This window comes from Serratia sp. Je.1.23.a, from assembly GCF_051129805.1.
Taxonomy (GTDB): Bacteria; Pseudomonadota; Gammaproteobacteria; order Enterobacterales; family Enterobacteriaceae; genus Serratia; species Serratia liquefaciens.
In genome coordinates this window covers 392947-411327 of sequence record NZ_JBCPSR010000003.1, presented here as the reverse complement: position 1 = coordinate 411327, position 18381 = coordinate 392947, and the positions used below count along the sequence as shown (strand labels likewise).

At 55.3% G+C, this 18381-nt stretch carries 20 protein-coding genes; 12 read left to right on the top strand and 8 right to left on the bottom strand.

Going from position 1 to position 18381, the window contains the following annotated elements:
• Positions 1–15: 15 nt before the first annotated feature.
• Positions 16–294, top strand: coding sequence for a winged helix-turn-helix domain-containing protein (locus tag AAZT04_RS14190; RefSeq protein ID WP_020828036.1), 279 nt, complete (start codon positions 16–18; stop codon positions 292–294).
• A gap of 26 nt (positions 295–320) precedes the next feature.
• Here the strand turns inward: AAZT04_RS14190 and AAZT04_RS14185 are convergent, their stop codons facing one another.
• Both AAZT04_RS14185 and narQ read right to left on the bottom strand, forming a co-directional pair.
• The gene (locus AAZT04_RS14185) at positions 321–953 is read right to left on the bottom strand and encodes a response regulator (protein WP_434680581.1); all 633 of its coding nucleotides are present in this window, start codon (positions 951–953) and stop codon (positions 321–323) included.
• A gap of 161 nt (positions 954–1114) precedes the next feature.
• The gene (narQ, locus tag AAZT04_RS14180) at positions 1115–2797 is read right to left on the bottom strand and encodes a nitrate/nitrite two-component system sensor histidine kinase NarQ (protein ID WP_046372966.1); all 1683 of its coding nucleotides are present in this window, start codon (positions 2795–2797) and stop codon (positions 1115–1117) included.
• A gap of 401 nt (positions 2798–3198) precedes the next feature.
• Here narQ and napF point away from each other — a divergent pair, with 401 nt between their 5' ends.
• The 6 genes from napF to nudK all read left to right on the top strand — a co-directional run bounded on the left by napF (position 3199) and on the right by nudK (position 8277).
• Entirely contained in the window at positions 3199–3699 is a 501-nt protein-coding gene (gene napF / locus AAZT04_RS14175; protein WP_048762772.1) for a ferredoxin-type protein NapF, read from the top strand.
• A complete protein-coding gene (gene napD, locus AAZT04_RS14170) occupies positions 3689–3955 on the top strand; it encodes a chaperone NapD (RefSeq protein WP_020828032.1) in 267 nt (88 codons plus the stop codon). Before napF ends, napD begins: the two co-directional genes overlap by 11 nt.
• Positions 3952–6438, top strand: a complete 2487-nt coding sequence (gene napA / locus AAZT04_RS14165; RefSeq protein ID WP_129983468.1) for a nitrate reductase catalytic subunit NapA — start codon at positions 3952–3954, stop codon at positions 6436–6438. The genes napD and napA overlap by 4 nt, the downstream gene beginning before the upstream one ends.
• Before the next feature lie 54 nt (positions 6439–6492).
• Positions 6493–6942 (top strand): nitrate reductase cytochrome c-type subunit, encoded by a 450-nt coding sequence (gene napB / locus AAZT04_RS14160; protein ID WP_041414810.1) that lies wholly within the window; start codon positions 6493–6495, stop codon positions 6940–6942.
• 11 nt (positions 6943–6953) lie between these two features.
• Entirely contained in the window at positions 6954–7571 is a 618-nt protein-coding gene (napC, locus tag AAZT04_RS14155) for a cytochrome c-type protein NapC (protein ID WP_020828029.1), read from the top strand.
• 130 nt (positions 7572–7701) lie between these two features.
• Complete coding sequence (gene nudK, locus AAZT04_RS14150; protein WP_020828028.1) at positions 7702–8277, top strand: GDP-mannose pyrophosphatase NudK; 576 nt, start codon at positions 7702–7704, stop codon at positions 8275–8277.
• Positions 8278–8325: 48 nt separating this feature from the next.
• On the opposite strand, the gene AAZT04_RS14145 is transcribed toward nudK, so the two are convergent.
• The 5 genes from AAZT04_RS14145 to AAZT04_RS14125 form a co-directional block, all read right to left on the bottom strand.
• Entirely contained in the window at positions 8326–8748 is a 423-nt protein-coding gene (locus AAZT04_RS14145) for a helix-turn-helix domain-containing protein (protein ID WP_258090554.1), read from the bottom strand.
• 114 nt (positions 8749–8862) lie between these two features.
• Positions 8863–9411 (bottom strand): urease accessory protein UreE, encoded by a 549-nt coding sequence (gene ureE / locus AAZT04_RS14140; RefSeq protein WP_258090555.1) that lies wholly within the window; start codon positions 9409–9411, stop codon positions 8863–8865.
• 624 nt (positions 9412–10035) lie between these two features.
• Positions 10036–12030 (bottom strand): transketolase, encoded by a 1995-nt coding sequence (gene tkt / locus AAZT04_RS14135; RefSeq protein WP_020828025.1) that lies wholly within the window; start codon positions 12028–12030, stop codon positions 10036–10038.
• A 17-nt stretch (positions 12031–12047) separates the two neighbouring features.
• Entirely contained in the window at positions 12048–12998 is a 951-nt protein-coding gene (tal, locus tag AAZT04_RS14130; protein WP_046372969.1) for a transaldolase, read from the bottom strand.
• A 295-nt stretch (positions 12999–13293) separates the two neighbouring features.
• The gene (locus tag AAZT04_RS14125) at positions 13294–13887 is read right to left on the bottom strand and encodes a lytic polysaccharide monooxygenase (protein ID WP_020828023.1); all 594 of its coding nucleotides are present in this window, start codon (positions 13885–13887) and stop codon (positions 13294–13296) included.
• A 405-nt stretch (positions 13888–14292) separates the two neighbouring features.
• Between AAZT04_RS14125 and AAZT04_RS14120 the strand changes: the two genes are divergently transcribed.
• Positions 14293–15234 (top strand): LysR family transcriptional regulator, encoded by a 942-nt coding sequence (locus tag AAZT04_RS14120; protein WP_020828022.1) that lies wholly within the window; start codon positions 14293–14295, stop codon positions 15232–15234.
• A gap of 96 nt (positions 15235–15330) precedes the next feature.
• Here AAZT04_RS14120 and AAZT04_RS14115 read toward each other — a convergent pair whose 3' ends face one another.
• Positions 15331–16830 (bottom strand): glycosyl hydrolase family 18 protein, encoded by a 1500-nt coding sequence (locus AAZT04_RS14115; RefSeq protein ID WP_258090775.1) that lies wholly within the window; start codon positions 16828–16830, stop codon positions 15331–15333.
• A 296-nt stretch (positions 16831–17126) separates the two neighbouring features.
• On the opposite strand from AAZT04_RS14115, the gene AAZT04_RS14110 reads away from it, so the two are divergent.
• From AAZT04_RS14110 to lysC, 4 genes are read left to right on the top strand one after another with little or no spacing between them, the layout of a single operon-like run.
• A complete protein-coding gene (locus AAZT04_RS14110; protein WP_020828020.1) occupies positions 17127–17453 on the top strand; it encodes a phage holin, lambda family in 327 nt (108 codons plus the stop codon).
• Positions 17443–17844, top strand: a complete 402-nt coding sequence (locus tag AAZT04_RS14105) for a M15 family metallopeptidase (protein WP_122079970.1) — start codon at positions 17443–17445, stop codon at positions 17842–17844. Before AAZT04_RS14110 ends, AAZT04_RS14105 begins: the two co-directional genes overlap by 11 nt.
• A complete protein-coding gene (locus AAZT04_RS14100; protein WP_258090774.1) occupies positions 17841–18224 on the top strand; it encodes a hypothetical protein in 384 nt (127 codons plus the stop codon). The genes AAZT04_RS14105 and AAZT04_RS14100 overlap by 4 nt, the downstream gene beginning before the upstream one ends.
• The gene (lysC, locus tag AAZT04_RS14095; RefSeq protein WP_162302858.1) at positions 18214–18378 is read left to right on the top strand and encodes an Rz1-like lysis system protein LysC; all 165 of its coding nucleotides are present in this window, start codon (positions 18214–18216) and stop codon (positions 18376–18378) included. The genes AAZT04_RS14100 and lysC overlap by 11 nt, the downstream gene beginning before the upstream one ends.
• Positions 18379–18381: the final 3 nt, after the last annotated feature.

The window sequence follows — 18381 nt, the reverse complement described above, 5'->3', positions numbered from 1 at the left end:
AAGCAGGAGCAAGGCATGGAAATTAACCCGGTATTTGCCCGTCGTCTTTATCTGTGCTGGTTAATCAGCCACAGCGAACGGCCAAACGTCCCGCGGCTGATGGAATTGACCGGTTGGCCGCGTCGCACCCTGCAAGACGTGTTGAAAGCCTTGCCGGGCTTGGGAGTGGCATTGCAGTTTGTTCAACAGGGCGTGCGCAATAACGACGGTTTTTACCAGTTGGAAAGCTGGGGGCCGATCAACAAGAGCTGGGTTCACCAGCATCATCAGGCGCTGCTTGCCGCCATCGAATAAACCCTCCCCGGCGCGCCGGGGAAGCCTTATTGACTCCGGTGTTCCAGATACATCACCGTCGCGGCCACGCGTGAACGCACGTCCAGTTTGCGCAGAATGTTACGGATATGCACCTTCACCGTCTCTTCAGAAATATGCAGTTGCGCCGCCACCTGTTTATTGGACAGGCCACGCGCCACTTCCTGCAAGACGTCCAACTCGCGTTCGGTCAGCTCGGCAAAAGGATTATGTTGTTCACTACGGGATAACAGGTAGTCCGCCACCGCGTCGCTGATCACGTTTTGTCCTTCCGCCGCTGAGCGAATATGCTCCAGCAGCTGTTCAGGTTCGCTGTCTTTCAGCAGGTAGCCGTCGGCTCCCGCGTCAATCAGCGCATAAACGTCGTTGCGCGAGTCTGATACCGTCAGCACGATGATCCGCGCATCGACGCCTTCATTCCGCAGCGCTTTCAGCGTGTCCAGGCCGGACAAACCTTTCATATTCAGATCGAGCAGGATCACGTCCGGAGCCTGCTGCAGCGCGAAAGTAATGGCTTCGTTGCCGTTGCTGGCTTCGGCGACCACGTTGAACAGCGGATCCAGCCCCAACAGCTGCTTGATGCCTCGGCGCATCAGCGGGTGGTCGTCGACGATCATCACTCGGTAATTCTTCATCACCATGAAATATGCTCCCTGTAGCGAGTAAAGCCACTCAAACGCGCTGTCCAGCACGCTTCACAGTGGGACTGACTCTTATAAAATAGTGGCAATTGGCGCCACAAACATCCTGAAATGACCGTCGGACATCGTTAAACCGTAACGAAGGGTGAACGGCCGTGGTTTTATGGCGGAAATGTCAGGCGGACTTCCGTGCCGTCTGGCTCACCCCGCTGGATGCGCAGCGTTCCCCCCAGCCGTGCGGCGCGTTCGCTCATGATGGTCAGCCCGTAGTGACCTTCAGGTTCATTCAGGCTGGCAATACCGCAGCCATCGTCAGCGATGCTGATCCTGTTGTCACCCTCGGCCGTGACCTCACAGCGAATCACGATCTCCCGTGCATCGGCATGTTTGATGGCGTTGAGCACCGCTTCACGCACAATTTGCAGCGCATGTACCTGCTGCTGAGCGTTAAGCGCCTGGGAAGAAAGCCGACAGTGTAACTGAATCCGTGCTGCGGTAAGAACCTTTAATGGCGCCAACAATTGGTTCAATGCGGTGTTCAAGTCGGCTTCCTGAATGTTCAGGCGGAAGGTGGTCAATAGCTCGCGCAGCTGGCGATAAGCATCGGCCAGAGCCCGATCAAAATCGGCGATAATCTCTTGTGCGTCGGGGGTGCTGTCCGCCAACGTGCGCTTGAGCAAGGTGAGCTGAATGCGTAAAAAGGAGAGGGCCTGCGCCAGAGAGTCGTGCAGTTCCCGGGCGATGGTGGCGCGCTCTTCCATCAACAGGAATTGCATGTGCTGTTTCTGCGCCCGGTTAAAATAAACCCCGCGGCTGAGCATGTTGGCCACGCTCTGCATCAGGTGCGGATGCGGCGGGTGTTCCTGATATTGCCAGCTCAGTTCCCCCAGAGGTTTGTCGCCCTGGATGATGGTCAGCGATTGCCAGTCCAGCGTCGACGAAGGGAGACCGCTGTGCAACTGCCATTCGCTGAGGCTGTCCGCCACTTTTAAGCGGATGCAATGCAAATCTTCACTTTGACGCACGATATGCAGGATTTTCTCAAAAGCCTGCTGATCTATCTGCCGCACGCTCAGCGCCTGCGAGCAGTTGTACAGCACCTCCAGCGTCTTGTTCGCCTGTTGCAGGCGCTGGGTTTTCACCTGCACTTTCTGTTCCAGCGACTGGTAAAGTTTGGCCAGATCGCCCGACATGGCGGTAAAGGCCTGCGACAGCACGCCCAGCTCGTTCGGCAGTGCGGTATCCAACGGGAGATGGTTAAAGTCGCGCTGTTGCACACGCTGGCTGGCGTCTACCAGATGCTTGAGCGGCGCCACTACCTGACGGCGCATAAAACGGATGCAAAACAGCACCAGACCGATGATGGCGATATAGCCCACGACGCTAATGGTGGCCACGATGGTCAGTTTCAACTCGGAATAACGCTGCAGCGCTAACACGAAATGGTCAATCTGGTTCACATAGCCGGCGATATTGGCCTGATAATCGGCCGACTGACCGGCCTGGATTTGCTGTGCCAGTGGTTGCCAAGCGTGCTGCAGCGACAGGTATTTTTCCCGCACGTCCGCAGGCACATAAAAACGATCGAGCTTTTGCAATGCCGGGGCCTGCAGAGACTGCTGATACTGCAGCAGGTGTTGTTCCAGCTCCGGGGCGGAGCGGGTGAGATCATAGGCCAGCCGGTAGCTCTGCATGCGCAGTGAACCGGCGATGTTGACCGCTTCGGCATCGCGCAGGCTGTCCGCGACGGTGGTCAGCGCCAACCCGGTAGAGAGCACGGACAGAATCACAATGCAAAACAGCGCCTTGGCCAGGCTGCTGGTCACTGAACGTTTAACAAGCAATCCTTCATCCTTCTCTTGCAGGCAATGGGCATTGCCGGGTTTCATTCGAAAGCAAAATTATAACTTTTGCAACTAAAATGCGCGGCATTGTGCGCCAGGTCGTTCGTCGCAGCGGTTAGCACCTACGTTATATAATCAACTAGATAGCGTTTGACGGCAGATCGGGGACGAAAACCCCGCGACCCCCATTAATAGATTGATCTGGCGCAAGCTACCCCCGTATTTACCCCTTTAGGGGGATTATATACCCCCCGCGCTCCTCTTATCTTACCCCCGTCTTTCTCAGGGGTTTATGCCTGTCAGCATGATGAAACCCACTGGGCACAGCAGCAACAATAACAATACAAAAACAGGTTCTATTTACACGCGATGCCGTGTTTGCAATGTCAAGGATAACCAGCATGACCATATTGTCGCGACGCAAACTGCTCGGAGGACAATGGCGTCAGCCAACCGCTGCGATCCGTCCCCCGTGGTCGCGGCAAGGATCCCTTTTTATTACCGATTGCACCCGCTGTCAGGCCTGCGTTCGCGCCTGTGAAACCGGGGTGCTCATCAGCGGCAGCGGCGGTTTTCCCGAAATTGATTTCCAACGCGCGGAATGCACGTTTTGCGGGCGTTGTGCGCAGGCCTGCGCGGAACCCGTGTTTCGTCCACTGACGGAAACCCCCTGGCGACAACACGCGGTATTCGGTACTGCCTGCCTGGCACAGCGGGGCGTGGAGTGCCGCAGCTGCCAGGACAGCTGCGAGCCCCAGGCGATCCGCTTTCGGCCCCGCTTGGGCGAAATGGCGCAGCCGGTACTGGATGTAGCAGCCTGCAACGGCTGCGGTGCCTGTGTCGCCGGTTGCCCGACCGGCGCCGTCACCTTAACCCAGAGCGAAAATAATAATGATGAATAGCGAATGGCATGTCAGCGGTCTGGTCGTGCAGGCGAGACCGGAAAGCTTTCCCCAACTCGTCACGGCCTTGCTGGCGATCGCTGACACGGAAATTCCGGCGCAGGATCAGCAGAACGGCAAGCTGGTGGTAGTGATGCAAGCGGCATGCTCTCAAGGGCTGCTGGAAAAAATTGAGTCGGTGCGCAATCTGGATGGCGTGCTGGCGGTATCGCTGGTTTATCACCAGCAGGACACTCAAGGTGAGGTAACGCCATGAAACTCAGTCGTCGAGACTTCATGAAAGCTAATGCCGCGGTAGCCGCTGCGGCCGCCGCCGGGCTGACTATTCCCACGGTGGCACAGGCGGTGGCGGGCAGTGCTGACGCTATCAAATGGGACAAAGCGCCATGCCGTTTCTGCGGCACCGGCTGCGGGGTGCTGGTCGGCACTCAGAATGGCCGTATTGTTGCCTCGCAGGGCGATCCGGACGCGGCGGTCAACCGTGGGTTGAGCTGCATCAAAGGCTATTTCCTGCCAAAAATCATGTACGGCAAAGACCGTCTGACTCAGCCGCTGCTGCGCATGAAAGACGGCCAGTACCATAAAGAAGGCGAATTTACCCCGGTCAGCTGGCAGCAGGCTTTCGACGTCATGGCTGACAAGTTCAAGCAGGCTTTGAAAGAGAAAGGTCCAGAGGCGGTCGGTATGTTCGGCTCCGGCCAGTGGACGGTGTGGGAAGGCTACGCTGCCGCCAAGTTGCTCAAGGCCGGGCTGCGTTCCAATAACCTGGATCCTAACGCACGCCACTGCATGGCGTCGGCGGTGGTGGGCTTTATGCGCACCTTCGGCATGGACGAGCCTATGGGCTGCTATGACGATATCGAGCAGTCCGACGCCTTTGTGCTGTGGGGCTCCAACATGGCGGAGATGCACCCGATCCTGTGGTCGCGCATTACCGACCGTCGCCTGAGCAACCAGCACGTCAACGTCTCGGTGTTGTCCACCTTCGAGCACCGCAGCTTCGAACTGGCGGACAACGGCATGGTGTTCACGCCGCAGACCGATTTGGCGATCATGAACTACATCGCCAACTACATCATTCAAAACAACGCGGTAGATCAGGACTTCCTGAATCGGCACGTCAACTTCCGCCGCGGTGCGACGGATATCGGCTACGGCTTGCGTCCGACGCATCCGCTGGAGAAAAAAGCGAAAAACCCGGGTTCAGATGCCTCCGAGCCGATGAGTTTCGAAGAGTACAAAGCCTTCGTGGCGGAATACACGCTGGAAAAAACGGCCCAAATGAGCGGCGTGCCGGAAGACCAGTTGGAAGCGCTGGCGAAGCTGTATGCCGACCCGAACATCAAGGTGGTGTCGTACTGGACCATGGGCTTCAACCAGCATACGCGCGGTGTGTGGGCCAATAACCTGTGCTACAACCTGCATTTGCTGACCGGCAAGATCTCCAAGCCCGGCTGCGGGCCGTTCTCCCTGACCGGCCAGCCTTCTGCGTGCGGCACCGCACGTGAGGTCGGGACTTTCTCTCACCGTCTGCCGGCTGACATGGTGGTCACCAATGAGAAACACCGCCAAATCGCCGAACAGAAATGGCAACTGCCGGCCGGCACCATTCCGGCGAAAGTCGGTTTGCATGCGGTGGCGCAAGACCGTGCGCTGAAAGACGGCAAGCTGAACGCCTACTGGGTGATGTGTAACAACAACATGCAGGCCGGGCCGAACATCAATGAAGAAAGGATGCCGGGCTGGCGCGATCCGCGCAACTTCGTGGTGGTGTCCGATCCCTATCCGACCGTCAGCGCATTAGCCGCCGATCTGATCCTGCCGACGGCCATGTGGGTGGAGAAAGAGGGCGCCTATGGCAATGCGGAGCGTCGTACTCAGTTCTGGCGTCAGCAGGTGAAAGCGCCGGGCGAGGCAAAATCCGATCTGTGGCAACTGGTGGAGTTCTCCAAACGCTTCAAGGTTGAGGAAGTGTGGCCGGCCGATCTGCTGGCGCAAAAGCCGGAATATCGCGGCAAAACGTTGTACGACGTGCTGTTCGCCAACGGCCAGGTCAATAAGTACCCGCTGTCGGAAATCCCGGCGGACCAGCTCAACGATGAAGCGCGGGAAGTCGGCTTCTATCTGCAGAAAGGGTTGTTTGAGGAGTATGCCGGTTTCGGGCGTGGCCACGGTCACGATTTGGCGCCGTTCGACAGTTACCACCAGGCACGCGGTCTGCGTTGGCCGGTGGTGGACGGCAAAGAAACGCTGTGGCGCTACCGCGAAGGAACGGATCCGTATGTGAAGGCGGGCGAAGCGGTGCGTTTCTACGGTAAACCCGACGGCAAGGCGGTGATCTTTGCGCTGCCGTTTGAACCGGCGGCGGAAAGCCCGGACGGCGAATACGATCTTTGGCTTTCCACCGGTCGGGTGCTGGAGCATTGGCACACCGGCACCATGACCCGACGGGTACCGGAGCTGCATCGCGCCTTTCCGCAGGCGGTGTTGTTTATCCATCCGCTGGATGCCAAAAGCCGTGGCCTGCGTCGTGGTGACAAGGTCAAAGTGCTGTCGCGCCGCGGTGAGGTGATCAGTTCTGTCGAAACTCGTGGCCGTAACCGCCCGCCAAGAGGGCTGGTGTACATGCCGTTCTTCGATGCGGCGCAGTTGGTGAACAACCTGACGCTGGACGCCACCGATCCGCTTTCTAAAGAAGTCGACTTCAAGAAATGCGCCGTGAAGTTGCAGAAGGTGTGAGGCTGACGAATTGCGAATGAAGACCCCATTTTATTACCCGGGAGCCAAATAAAAATGAAAAGCCCTGTTATGAAAAAGACGCTTGCCCTGTGGGTGACCTTATTGTCGCTGGCGTTCGCCGGCCTGGCGTTTGCCGCGGGTGATGTTGATCTCAGCAAGTCTCCGGAAGTGTCCGCCTCGGTCGGCGGGCCGATTTCGATGCCGAAACAGCAGGAACGGATGGCGCTGAACTATGTCAATCAGCCGCCGATGATCCCGCACAGCGTTGACGGTTACCAGATCAGCAAGAACACCAACCGTTGCCTGCAGTGCCACGGGGTGGAGCATTACCGCACCACCGGCGCACCGCGCATCAGCCCGACGCACTTTATGGACCGGGACGGCAAGGTGCTGAGCGATGTCGCGCCACGTCGCTACTTCTGCCTGCAGTGCCACGTACCGCAAACCGACGCGGCGCCGATTGTCGGCAATGATTTCCAGCCCATGCCGGGCTTTGGGCGCTAAGCGGGGGAGCTATGAGCGAACGCAAACACACCACGACTGAGAAAAAGCCCGGCCTGCTGTTACGTTTATGGCGCTGGTGGCGCAGGCCAAGCCGCCTGGCGTTGGGCACGCTGTTACTGCTGGGCTTTGGCGCCGGGATCATCTTCTGGGGCGGCTTCAATACCGGCATGGAGGCGGCGAATACCGAGCAGTTCTGTATCGGCTGCCATGAAATGCGTGAAAACGTCTACGAGGAGTACATGGGCACGGTTCATTACAACAACCGCAGCGGCGTGCGTGCGACCTGCCCGGATTGCCATGTGCCTCATGAATGGGCGCCGAAAATGCTGCGCAAGATAAAGGCCAGCAAGGAGCTGTACGCCAAGGCGTTCGGCCTGATCGACACGCCGCAGAAGTTTGACCAGCATCGGCTGGCGATGGCGAGCAACGAATGGGCGCGAATGAAGGCCAACGATTCTCAGGAGTGCCGTAACTGCCACAATTTCGAGTATATGGACTTCACCGCACAGAAAACCGTGGCGGCGAAGATGCACGACAAGGCGGTAACGGAAGGCAAGACCTGCATCGATTGCCACAAGGGGATTGCGCACAAGCTGCCGGACATGCGCGACGTTCCTAACGGGTTCTAAATCTTTTGCGGTCAAATGCCCCGTAGCGTTCCATGAGCCGCGGGGCTTTTTGTTGCAAATCCATTGCCCCTTCGGCGCTTAATCGCGGTATCATTTTTGCGTTTCAGCTAACGGAAAAGAAGAAGGGTTCATGTCGGCGAAAATTGAGAATGTGAAGAAAGAGCTGCTTTCTGATAACTGGTATGTGCTGCACAAATATACTTTTGATCTGAAGCGTAAGGATGGCGGCTCCGTTCAGCAGATGCGCGAAGTCTACGATCGTGGCAATGGCGCCACCATTTTGTTGTACAACCGTGCCAAAGGGACCGTGGTGCTGACCAATCAGTTCCGCATGCCGACCTATGTGAACGGCAACGACAGCGGCATGCTGTTAGAGGCCTGTGCCGGCTTGTTGGATGCCGATTCTCCAGAGCAATGCGCCCGTCGCGAAGCGGTAGAAGAAACCGGTTTTCAGGTCGGTGACGTGCAGAAGATTTTCGAAGCCTATATGTCGCCAGGCGGCGTAACCGAAATCGTCCATTTCTTTATTGCCGAGTACCATGACGACGAGCGCAATGCGGCCGGCGGCGGTATCGAAGACGAAGATATTGAGGTAGTAGAACTGCCCTTTACCGAAGCGGTGGCGATGATTGCCGACGGCCGTATTAAAGACGGCAAAACCATCATGCTGCTGCAGTACCTGCAAATTCATCGGATCATGGGCTGAGACCTGCTGGTCATCTCGCCGGTGAACGGCGAGATGACCCCACGTTCGCTAACTATGCTTGTGGGCGTTAGGTGGGCCCGTCGGGATTTTTTGTGGCATCGTCGGCATGTATAAGGAATGGCAGAGCCGCTTATTGTTTAATTGCTTGCTTCTCCTCAGCTCGCCTGGCGTGGTCTTTAGCTGTTTTTTGAATATTCGGGTAAAAACCTGCTGAGAGTCAAAGCCATAGTCTAGTGCGATATCCATGATTTTTCTGTCGGTGAACCTCAGGGCGATAGCCGCCTCGGTGACTCGTCGCATTCTGATATATTGGGCAATGGTCAGTCCGGCATGCAATTTGAAAAGCCGCTGAATATGGAATCTGCTGTAGCCGGATTTCTTGGCAATGGTCTCTATATCCAGCTCTGCACCCAAATTGTTTTCTATCCATTTAAGCATGTCATTAATAAAAATCTGCATATTAATTGCCATGGAAAACTCCTTTTATCGCATCGGCTTTTTGGGGTGTTCGTACTCTGTTGCCTGGGTGAATGGCCTCTGATTTATAAGAAGAATGCTGACAGCGGGCGGGATAGGTTCCTGATGTCATGCATGGCTAGAGGGAAAGATACCGTCGAACAGCAGATCGATTTCATTGGGGGTTAACAAGGACGAAATATCGGCGCCGTTGACATACCAATAGGACAGGGAGTGGAAACTGTTCTCTTTGAACAGGGCGTCCAACGTGCTGGTCGCGATGGTGATCGGGACGTAAACCAGGTTGTTCTTTATCATGGCGTGCAGCTTATGCTGCCCCAAAATCAAACCCAGTTTGAACGTATAGTGAATAATGGCGTCTGCATTGATGCAGAGCAGGCGCTGCAGGTTAATTACCATAATGTCATGCGAGATAACCTTCACGATAACGGCGTTTTTCGTCTCTTCATCCCAGATTAAAATGTCGCCATCCGCCAGTGAGCTGTTGGGCGGCATAAACACGGCCAGCCTCAGCCCATCATGGGTGGATTGTTGATGACATTCTTTTTCCAACTGCGCGGAATCCAGAATGAGATAGTCTGGTGAGGTTCCGCGGATCTTGTCTTGCCACTCTTTGTGCCGATTTATGTTTCCAAGTGTTTCACTGATAATAATCATGGTGTCTCCCTCATGTCAGTTTTAAATATCCCTATATCATTGTCTCAGTTGATTCTAAATGCGGAAGGAAACACTTTTATCTTGTTTTTTTATTTTATCCTTTTGGATTTTTAAAATAGGAATGAAAATTACACGCTATATTCGTATCGTTCAATCTATTAATTTTTATCTTTTGATCGGTTAAATCTATCGGTAGTATCGATCAAAAAATAAGTATCAATAGTTGTTGGCTATTGTGTTTTGTCGAGATTGTTTGCAATCAACTGATTTTATTGGTTGTTTTGTTTTTGTTGTTTAAATGTGCACAGCATGTTCCAAGGGACGCTGTTTCATTAGTTATATGAGGTGCTTATTAATATGCCATTTTGCAATAAAAATAATGGCACTAAAAATCAATAAACATCTCGAAAACTGATTTCTTAATAAAACTATCGCGGGGGTTATTTTATTTTCATTATGTCTGGTGCGGGTTTTGACGTCATTTTAAATAAAGTAAAGTTATAAACTACCTGCTTGTGGTTAACTCAATCGAGTGGAAGTTAATAGGAGTTTTAAAAAGAGTCTCCACCAGAACGAAAAAGCCCGGCAAGGTGCCGGGCCTGGGGTAATGCGACGCGAGATGCCTTATTTCAGCAGTGCCTGCGCCTTGGCCACCACGTTATCCACGGTGAAGCCGAACTCTTTGAACAGTTGCTCTGCCGGTGCCGACTCACCAAAGGTGGTCATGCCCACGATAGCGCCGTTCAGGCCCACGTACTTGTACCAGTAGTCCGCGATACCCGCTTCCACCGCCACGCGGGCAGTGACCGCCGCCGGCAGCACGGACTCACGGTAAGCCGCGTCCTGCTTGTCGAAGGCGTCGGTAGACGGCATCGAGACCACGCGCACCTTGGTGCCCGCCGCGCTCAGCTTGTCTGCCGCTTCCACGGTGATGCCCACTTCCGAACCGGTGGCAATCAGGATGACGTCCGGCGTACCGGCACAGTCCTTCAGCACGTAGCCGCCGCGGTAAACGTTGGCCAGCTGCTCCGCGGTACGCGGCTGCTGGGTCAGGTTCTGACGCGAGAAAATCAGCGTGGTCGGGCCGTCATTGCGCTCGATGCCGTACTGCCAGGCAATCGCCGATTCCACCTGGTCACACGGACGCCAGGTGCTCATGTTCGGGGTCACGCGCAGGCTGGCAATCTGCTCAACCGGCTGGTGTGTCGGGCCGTCTTCGCCCAGACCGATGGAGTCGTGGGTATAAACGAACACGTTGCGGATTTTCATCAGCGCCGCCATGCGCACCGCGTTACGGGCGTATTCCACGAACATCAGGAAGGTCGCGGAGTACGGCAGGAAGCCGCCGTGCAGCGCGATGCCGTTGGTGATGGCGGTCATGCCGAACTCGCGCACGCCGTAGTGGATGTAGTTACCCGCCGGGTCAACGTTCAGCGCTTTCGAGCCGGACCACATGGTCAGGTTGCTAGGCGCCAGGTCAGCAGAGCCGCCGAGGAACTCAGGCAGTACCTTGCCGAAGGCTTCCAGCGCGTTCTGCGAGGCCTTGCGGCTGGCGATGTTGGCCGGGTTGGCCTGCAGCTGCTCGACGAAGGCTTTGGCGTCGGCTTTCCAGTTGGCCGGCAGTTCGCCGTTCATGCGGCGTTTGAACTCGGCAGCCAGTTCCGGGAAGGCCTTGGCGTAGGCGGCGAACTTGTCGTTCCAGGCCGCTTCTTTCGCCTTGCCGGCTTCTTTGGCGTCCCACTGGGCATAGATGTCCTGCGGGATTTCGAAGGCGGCGTATTTCCAGCCCAGGGCTTCGCGGGTGGCGGCCACTTCGGCGGCGCCCAGCGCAGCACCGTGCACGTCGTGGGTACCGGCCTTGTTCGGGGAGCCGAAACCAATCACGGTTTTGCACATCAGCAGGGACGGCTTGTCAGTGACCTTGCGGGCTTCTTCAATCGCGGCCTTGATGGCATCCGGGTTGTGGCCGTCCACGTGACGCACCACGTGCCAGCCGTAGGCTTCAAAGCGCTCGGCGGTGTTGTCGGTGAACCAGCCTTCCACGTGACCGTCGATGGAGATGCCGTTGTCATCGTAGAACGCGGTCAGTTTGCCGAGCTTGAGGGTACCGGCCAGGGAACAGACTTCGTGAGAGATGCCTTCCATCATGCAGCCGTCGCCCATAAAGGCGTAGGTGTGGTGGTCGACCACGTCATGGCCCGGGCGGTTGAACTGCGCAGCCAGGGTGCGTTCGGCAATGGCGAAGCCGACGGCGTTGGCGATGCCCTGGCCCAGTGGGCCGGTGGTGGTTTCCACACCAGGGGTGTAGCCGTATTCCGGGTGACCCGGGGTTTTGGAGTGCAGCTGGCGGAAGTTTTCCAGCTCGCTCATCGGCAGGTCGTAGCCGGTGAGGTGCAGCAGGCTGTAAATCAGCATGGAGCCATGGCCGTTGGAGAGGACGAAGCGGTCACGGTCAGCCCAGTGCGGGTTGGTCGGGTTGTGGTTCAGGTAGTCACGCCACAGGACTTCGGCGATGTCCGCCATGCCCATAGGTGCACCCGGGTGGCCGGAATTTGCTTTTTGTACGGCGTCCATGCTGAGTGCGCGGATGGCGTTGGCAAGCTCTTTACGAGAGGACATGTTTTACTCCAGAGTAATTACAGTTCAGCGGACAGCATGTCTTCCAGCTTTTGCTGGTCAACGGCGAACAGACGAATACCTTCGGCCAGTTTTTCAACGGCCATGGCGTCCTGATTATGCAGCCAGCGGAATTCGGCTTCGGCCAGCGGGGCAGGTTGGTGGAAGGCCTCGGTGGATGGCGTCAGTTTGCGTTCTACCGGTTGCTCGCTTTGTTTGAGCTGCTCCAGCAGGTTCGGCGCAATAGTCAGACGATCGCAACCGGCCAAAGCCAGGATCTGCTCTACCTTACGGAAGCTGGCACCCATAATCACGGTCTGATAGCGGTGCTGTTTGTAGTATTCATAAATGTTGCGCACCGATTTGACGCCCGGATCCTGCTCGGCGTCATAGTCTGCAGCAGGCTGTTTGGCCTGATACCAGTCATAGATACGCCCCACGAACGGGGAAATCAGGAACACGCCGGCTTCGGCACAGGCGCGGGCCTGGGCAAAAGAGAACAGCAGCGTCAGGTTGGTGTTGATGCCTTCTTTTTCCAGTTCTTCGGCGGCTTTGATGCCTTCCCAGGTGGAGGCCAGCTTGATCAGAATACGCGACTTATCAATACCCTGTTCCTGATACATGCCGATCAGCTTACGCGCCTTGGCCACGCACATGCCGCGATCGAAGGACAGGCGTGCGTCCACTTCGGTGGAAATGCGGCCCGGCACGCTTTTGAGAATTTCGACGCCGATGTTCACCGCCAGTTTGTCGCTGGCGTTGATCAGTTGGGTTTCTTTATTGCCACCTTGCTGGCGGGCATAGTTCAGAGCTTCGATGATCAGTGGCTTATATTGAGGCAGCGCAGCGGCTTTCAGGATCAATGAAGGGTTAGTGGTGGCATCCTGCGGTTCGAACTGGCGGATGGATTCGATATCGCCGCTGTCGGCTACCACCGTGGTGAGCTGTTTGAGTGCATCTAATTGGTTCATTAATAAGCTCCTTGACCAAACGTCAATGTAGGGAAATGAGAACGTTTTTCATCGTAGGCTGAACACACTGCATCAGAAGCCCGATGATTAAAATGCGCTTTTTCTGATTGTTGCGATGGATAAGAACAATGGATCCCGAAACGAGCCAGGTAGGGCGCGGTTTTGCAGCCGCTTACCTCACCTGCGAAGGTGGTGTCAGTATGGGCTGACCGAGGGGAAAAAGATGTGGCATAGCGCACTCGCAATAAAAAAGGGTTCAGCACCCGGCTGAACCCTGTGGTATTTCCCTTCCTTATTATTTGGTCAAGTTAACGTCAATCGCCTGATAGAAGGCATTGGTCGTATCTGCTACATCCCACACGGCGAGGATGACGTGCGAACCGCTGCGGTCTGCAGGTATGTTGCACTGGTGGGTGACCTGCGCGGCTGGAATCGCACCGCCGTCGTTCTGTTGACAGAACGGCGTCAGGTCAAAGGACGCACGGGTCAGTGGCTGTGACGCATCCCAGTTCGGCTTGGTAATGAAATAACGCCAGCTGGTGGTGCTGTGGCGAGCGGTCAGTCTCCAGGTGAAGGAGTTGGCGCCGGTGTGCAGATTGATCTTGTTCCAACGGGTTGGCGTTTGCTGATCCAGTTCGAAGAAGGTGGATTTGTCGGCGCTGGCGATATGCCCGTCAGCCGGACCCGCCTGTGGGAAGCCTTTCAAGCCTTCAACGCTCTGTGGTTCATATTGCACACTGCCGCATTGGGTATTGAGCTGCAGTTTGCACTGATAGGAGCGGCTGGCCGGCGTTTCGACGTAACCGTGGGCGGCGGCCTGTTGTGATACGCCGAACAACGCGGCGCTCAGCAGGCCAAGGGACATAAGGGTACGGGAAGTATTGTTCATAAGTCACTCCTGACTGAAGTTGTATTGTAAGTTGGGTTTATTTTCACCGACAAAAAGAGAGGTTATTAAAAAATTAAAAACATCATTCTTGGCGGCTTGTTTTATTTTTACCCTTAGACTCAGCTGTCAGGGTGGAATGTTTTATAGGCTATTAACTAAAATTATTATGATGATTGTCTTTTATTTCTTGATTGAATTTATTTAAACACTGCTGTCTAAAAAAACGGCGTCATGATGAATTTTATTTAAAGTGTTGATGAATAGTCTTTCAGATGACGTGCTGCAATATAGAGTATATTGCTTGTGGTTTTGCTTACTCTTGTGTGACTTGAACGACTTTTACGCGCCAACCACTTGGGAATTTAGTGTCATTTTTTTCTTATTTTATGTCAAAGAGGAATTTGTATGACTAGATTATCCCTGGATGCGATTAAAATAATCAGCACCATCAAAAGTACCGGCTCTTTCTCAATGGCGGCGGAGGCGTTGCATAAAACCCCTTCGGCAATATCTTACCGGGTTTCCAATATAGAAAGTAAACTCTGCGTGAAACTTTTTCATCGTAATGGTCCGATGATCACCCTGACAGATGAAGGGGAATTCTTATTGCAGGAAGGTGGCTGGATTTTAAATGCGGTACAGGATCTGGAGAGTAGGGTAAGAAACATCCCAAAGTTCGATAATAATATCCGCATCGTGGTTGATAATTTCTTTCCGCTGGAAACGCTCACCCAGGATATCCGCGACTATATCCAGCACAGCCCAAACGCCAACATATCCGTGCAGCGTGAAGCGCTGAATGGCACCTGGGATGCGTTGAAGAACAACCGGGCGGATTTGATTATTGCCATCGGCCAGATCCCGGACAGCGTGCAGGCCAAGACGCTGATGCTCGGCAAGCTGAATTTTGTGCTGTGCGTTTCTCCTTCTCATCCCTTTGCGGCGCAGAAAAAGCCGGTGGATAAAAACCAGCGGCTGAACGATATCGTGGTGGGCATTGCCGACAGCAGCCACGAGCTGCCCAAGCGTAACCACGGCGCCATGCCGTTGCAGCGCCAACTGATGGTATGCGATGTCGAGAGCAAATTGGCGCTGTTGAAGCGGGGTATTGGGCACGGCTTCTTGCCGCCGGCGCTGATAGAAAAAGAGCTGGCCAGCGGCGAGTTGGTGACGGTACCGGTCGATATGCAAAAAGGCGATGAAATGATTTGGCTGGCCTGGCATCCGGCCAGCAAAGGGGCCGGTTTTAGCTGGTGGCATGAGCGGCTGACGCGCAAGAGCGACGTCTTCAGTCTGCTGGGGCGGGAAGTAATACGTGATGGGGGTTATCCTTGGTGTAACAACTGAGGGAGTGACCACGAAGGGATGCGAAAATTAAACGTTTAAAGCAGTAAAAACCCCGTCGCCATCAGCCCCGGGGTTTTTTTATGTCGTCGCTGACCGTTACGCCACGCGACCCACTTTCAGCCAGGCGGTATCGGAACCCGGCACGGCAGTGATATAGCCCCACTTGGCCTGCCAGACATAGCCCTGATACGACACCAATGCTCCTTGGTTATAGGTGGTACCGGCAACGTAGGCCGGAGCGCTCATGATTGGCAGATTACCTGGGCCAACGCCGGTATAGCGCAAGCCGGTGCCCATATCCAACTGGCTGTCGTCATAGTCCGGTGCGTTGAAGTAACGGTCGAGTGAGGCCAACAGATCGCCATTGCGGTTGTCCTGGCCCAGGTGCCAGAACATCACGCCGCCCAACTGCTGCTGTTTGATGTACTTCGCCTTGTACTTGAAGCTTTCGGCATCGTCATAGGTGACGAACAGGCCATTGGCCGCGTGGTACAGATACGGCGTTTTGGTTTTATCGTTCCACAGGCGCTGATAGCCGTAGTTGCCCAACAGCATTTGCTCCAGCTGGCGGTAAGAGGCGATGCGGGGATCCTTGTCGCGGACGCACTCTTCACAGCCGACCAACCAGTAATTGGTGCCAGGGAAGGGATCTTCCCCCGGCGTGCTGTGGCTGCTGTACTGGCCGCCGTTAGTGGCGCTGACGCCTTTGAACGCCCGGCCGTAGAACGGCACGCCCATGACGATCTTGCTGCTCGGCACGCCTTCCAGCATCAGATGTTGCTGTACGGCGGCGTCTACCGTCAGGCTGAACGGGCTGGGGAAGGCGCGAGTCAGCTCTTCCCAGCTCCAGCCGAGATTGGCTTCACGCAGCGCGTTATAGAAGGTTGGCCCGGCGCTGTCGCCGAACAAGCCTGCCTGGTGGTTGGTGATTTTTTCCCATGGACCGGCCAGATCGTAGGTCATCAGGTTGATGTAATCGAGTGAGGCGACGATCTGCGGCAGTTTGCTGTAGTAGCGCGACAGGAAAAACGCGCCACCTGCACCGGCGATGGTCAGTTGGTAAGGCAGCGCCTGACGGCCGTCGGCCTGGGTTTGCTGATTGAGCAGGGTGCGGATTTCCTGCAGCGCGGCGACAAAACCGTCGACCTCGCTGCTCTGCGGGTATTCCCAGTCAATGTCTACGCCGTCAAAGCCATAATCTTTCATGATGCGGACGCAGGATTGCGCAAATTTGGTGCGTGCCGCCGGGGTTTTGACCGCGTTGACATAGTTGGCATGGGACACCCCAAGATCGTTGGAGTAATACCAGCCGCCGATGGAGAACATGATGCGCAGATTCGGGTTATGCGCCTTCAGCGCAGTCAAACGGCTAACCACATCACGCGCCTTGGCGTCATTGGTTTCCGGATCCCAGGCACACTCCAGATTGCTGTTAATGTCGAGGAACGAGAAATTAATGTGGGTCAGTTGCCTGGCCTTGGCCGGTGTAATATTGGACACCGGGAAAGGTACGATTGAAGTATCGGACTCGGTATAGTGATTAATTTGGTTAGTAGGAATGAAATAATAACCAATAACGGCTTTACGTTCTGACATGGTATTTCTCCAGAGTTAAGGTTTTTGTCATTGAGAGTGAATCTCCCGCCGCTATTAATGTTTATTTATCGGATAAAGAGAAGTCGAAATAAATCACAATAAAGATGAATTTTTTATCGGCTTGCCCAGTTATTTGGCAGGGCGGTGTTGTGCCATGGGTGAGCATGAATGAATTTGACTTTAGAGGCTGTATTTATTCATTTGCTTTGTTATAGCATCCTTAACTAGATTCTGATGGTACCGATATTCCACCGGCCGTGATTGGCGTTTAATTAAAATAAAATAGGAGTGTAGCTATGTCCAGCTTAGAGCCAGACGCTGTTGGCTTAATTATCCAGCGAGCATGTGAATATCTTCAGCCGGTGATGAATGCCATTTTGGCAGGGCTCATGGCGCTATTGCACGGGGCTTATCGCAATGTCGGTATGCGGCGCCGTTTATTAAATGCAGGCATGTGCGCGTTATTGGCCTGGACGGTGCGCGACGCCTTGGCGCTGACCGGGCTGGAATTAAAGTGGGCGAACCTTGCCAGCGTGCTGATTGGTTTTCTTGGGGCTGATTATATCAGCGCATTAATTAAAAGATTTATTGGCAAAAAAACGGGGTTTAAAGATGATAAATGAAATTGAAGACATTCGTTTTACCGCACGCAGCGAGACCAATTTAATGGACGTGCATCCGGATCTGGTGCGGGTGATGCGGCTGGCGCTGCATTATTCGCTGGTGCCTTTTTCCATCACCGAAGGGCGCCGCAGCATGGCGCGTCAGCGTGACCTGGTGCGCGGTGGGCAAAGCCAGACGCTGAAAAGCCGCCATTTGACCGGCCACGCGGTGGACGTGGTGGCCATGCCGGCAGGCGTAGTGTCCTGGGAGTGGGACTATTATGCGCAAATCGCGGTGGCGGTCCGTCGTGCCGCGCGAGAGTGTGCGGTTGCCGTTGAGTGGGGCGGGGAATGGAAGACGCTGAAGGACGGGCCGCACTTCCAGCTTTCCTTTAAGGATTACCCGGCATGAGCGGTTGGCTGAACAGGCTGGCGCAGGGCGGATTGCTGCTGTTGTTGTTGGTAGCCATCTGCCTTGGCGGCTACAGCTCGCTGTTGTCGCACCGGCTGGAGCTGGCGCGGCAGCAGGCGTTAGAGCAGCAAAAGACCCTGGCGCAGCAGGCGGGGTTGATTGCCACGCTGCAAACTCAGGATGCACAGAATCGTGCGCTGATGGCGGCTCAGCAGCAACAGGAGCAGCAGCTGCGGCAGCAAAGCGATGTTTATCAGAGGAAATACCGTGAAGCGATTAAAAATGACGCCTGCGCTGGGCAGCCTATGCCTGGCGCTGTTATTGAGCTCCTGCGCCCAACCGCCACAGCCGGCAGTGCCGGTGGTACTGTTGCCCCCTGAAACGGTGTTTATTCCGTGCGAGCAGCCGCAACTGCTGGGCAATACCTGGGGCGATGCGCTGAGTTATACCCTGGCGCTACAAACCTCGTTACAAATCTGCGCAGGCCGGGTGGCCACGCTGAATGCCTGGCGCGCCCAACTGCCAGCGCACTGATGG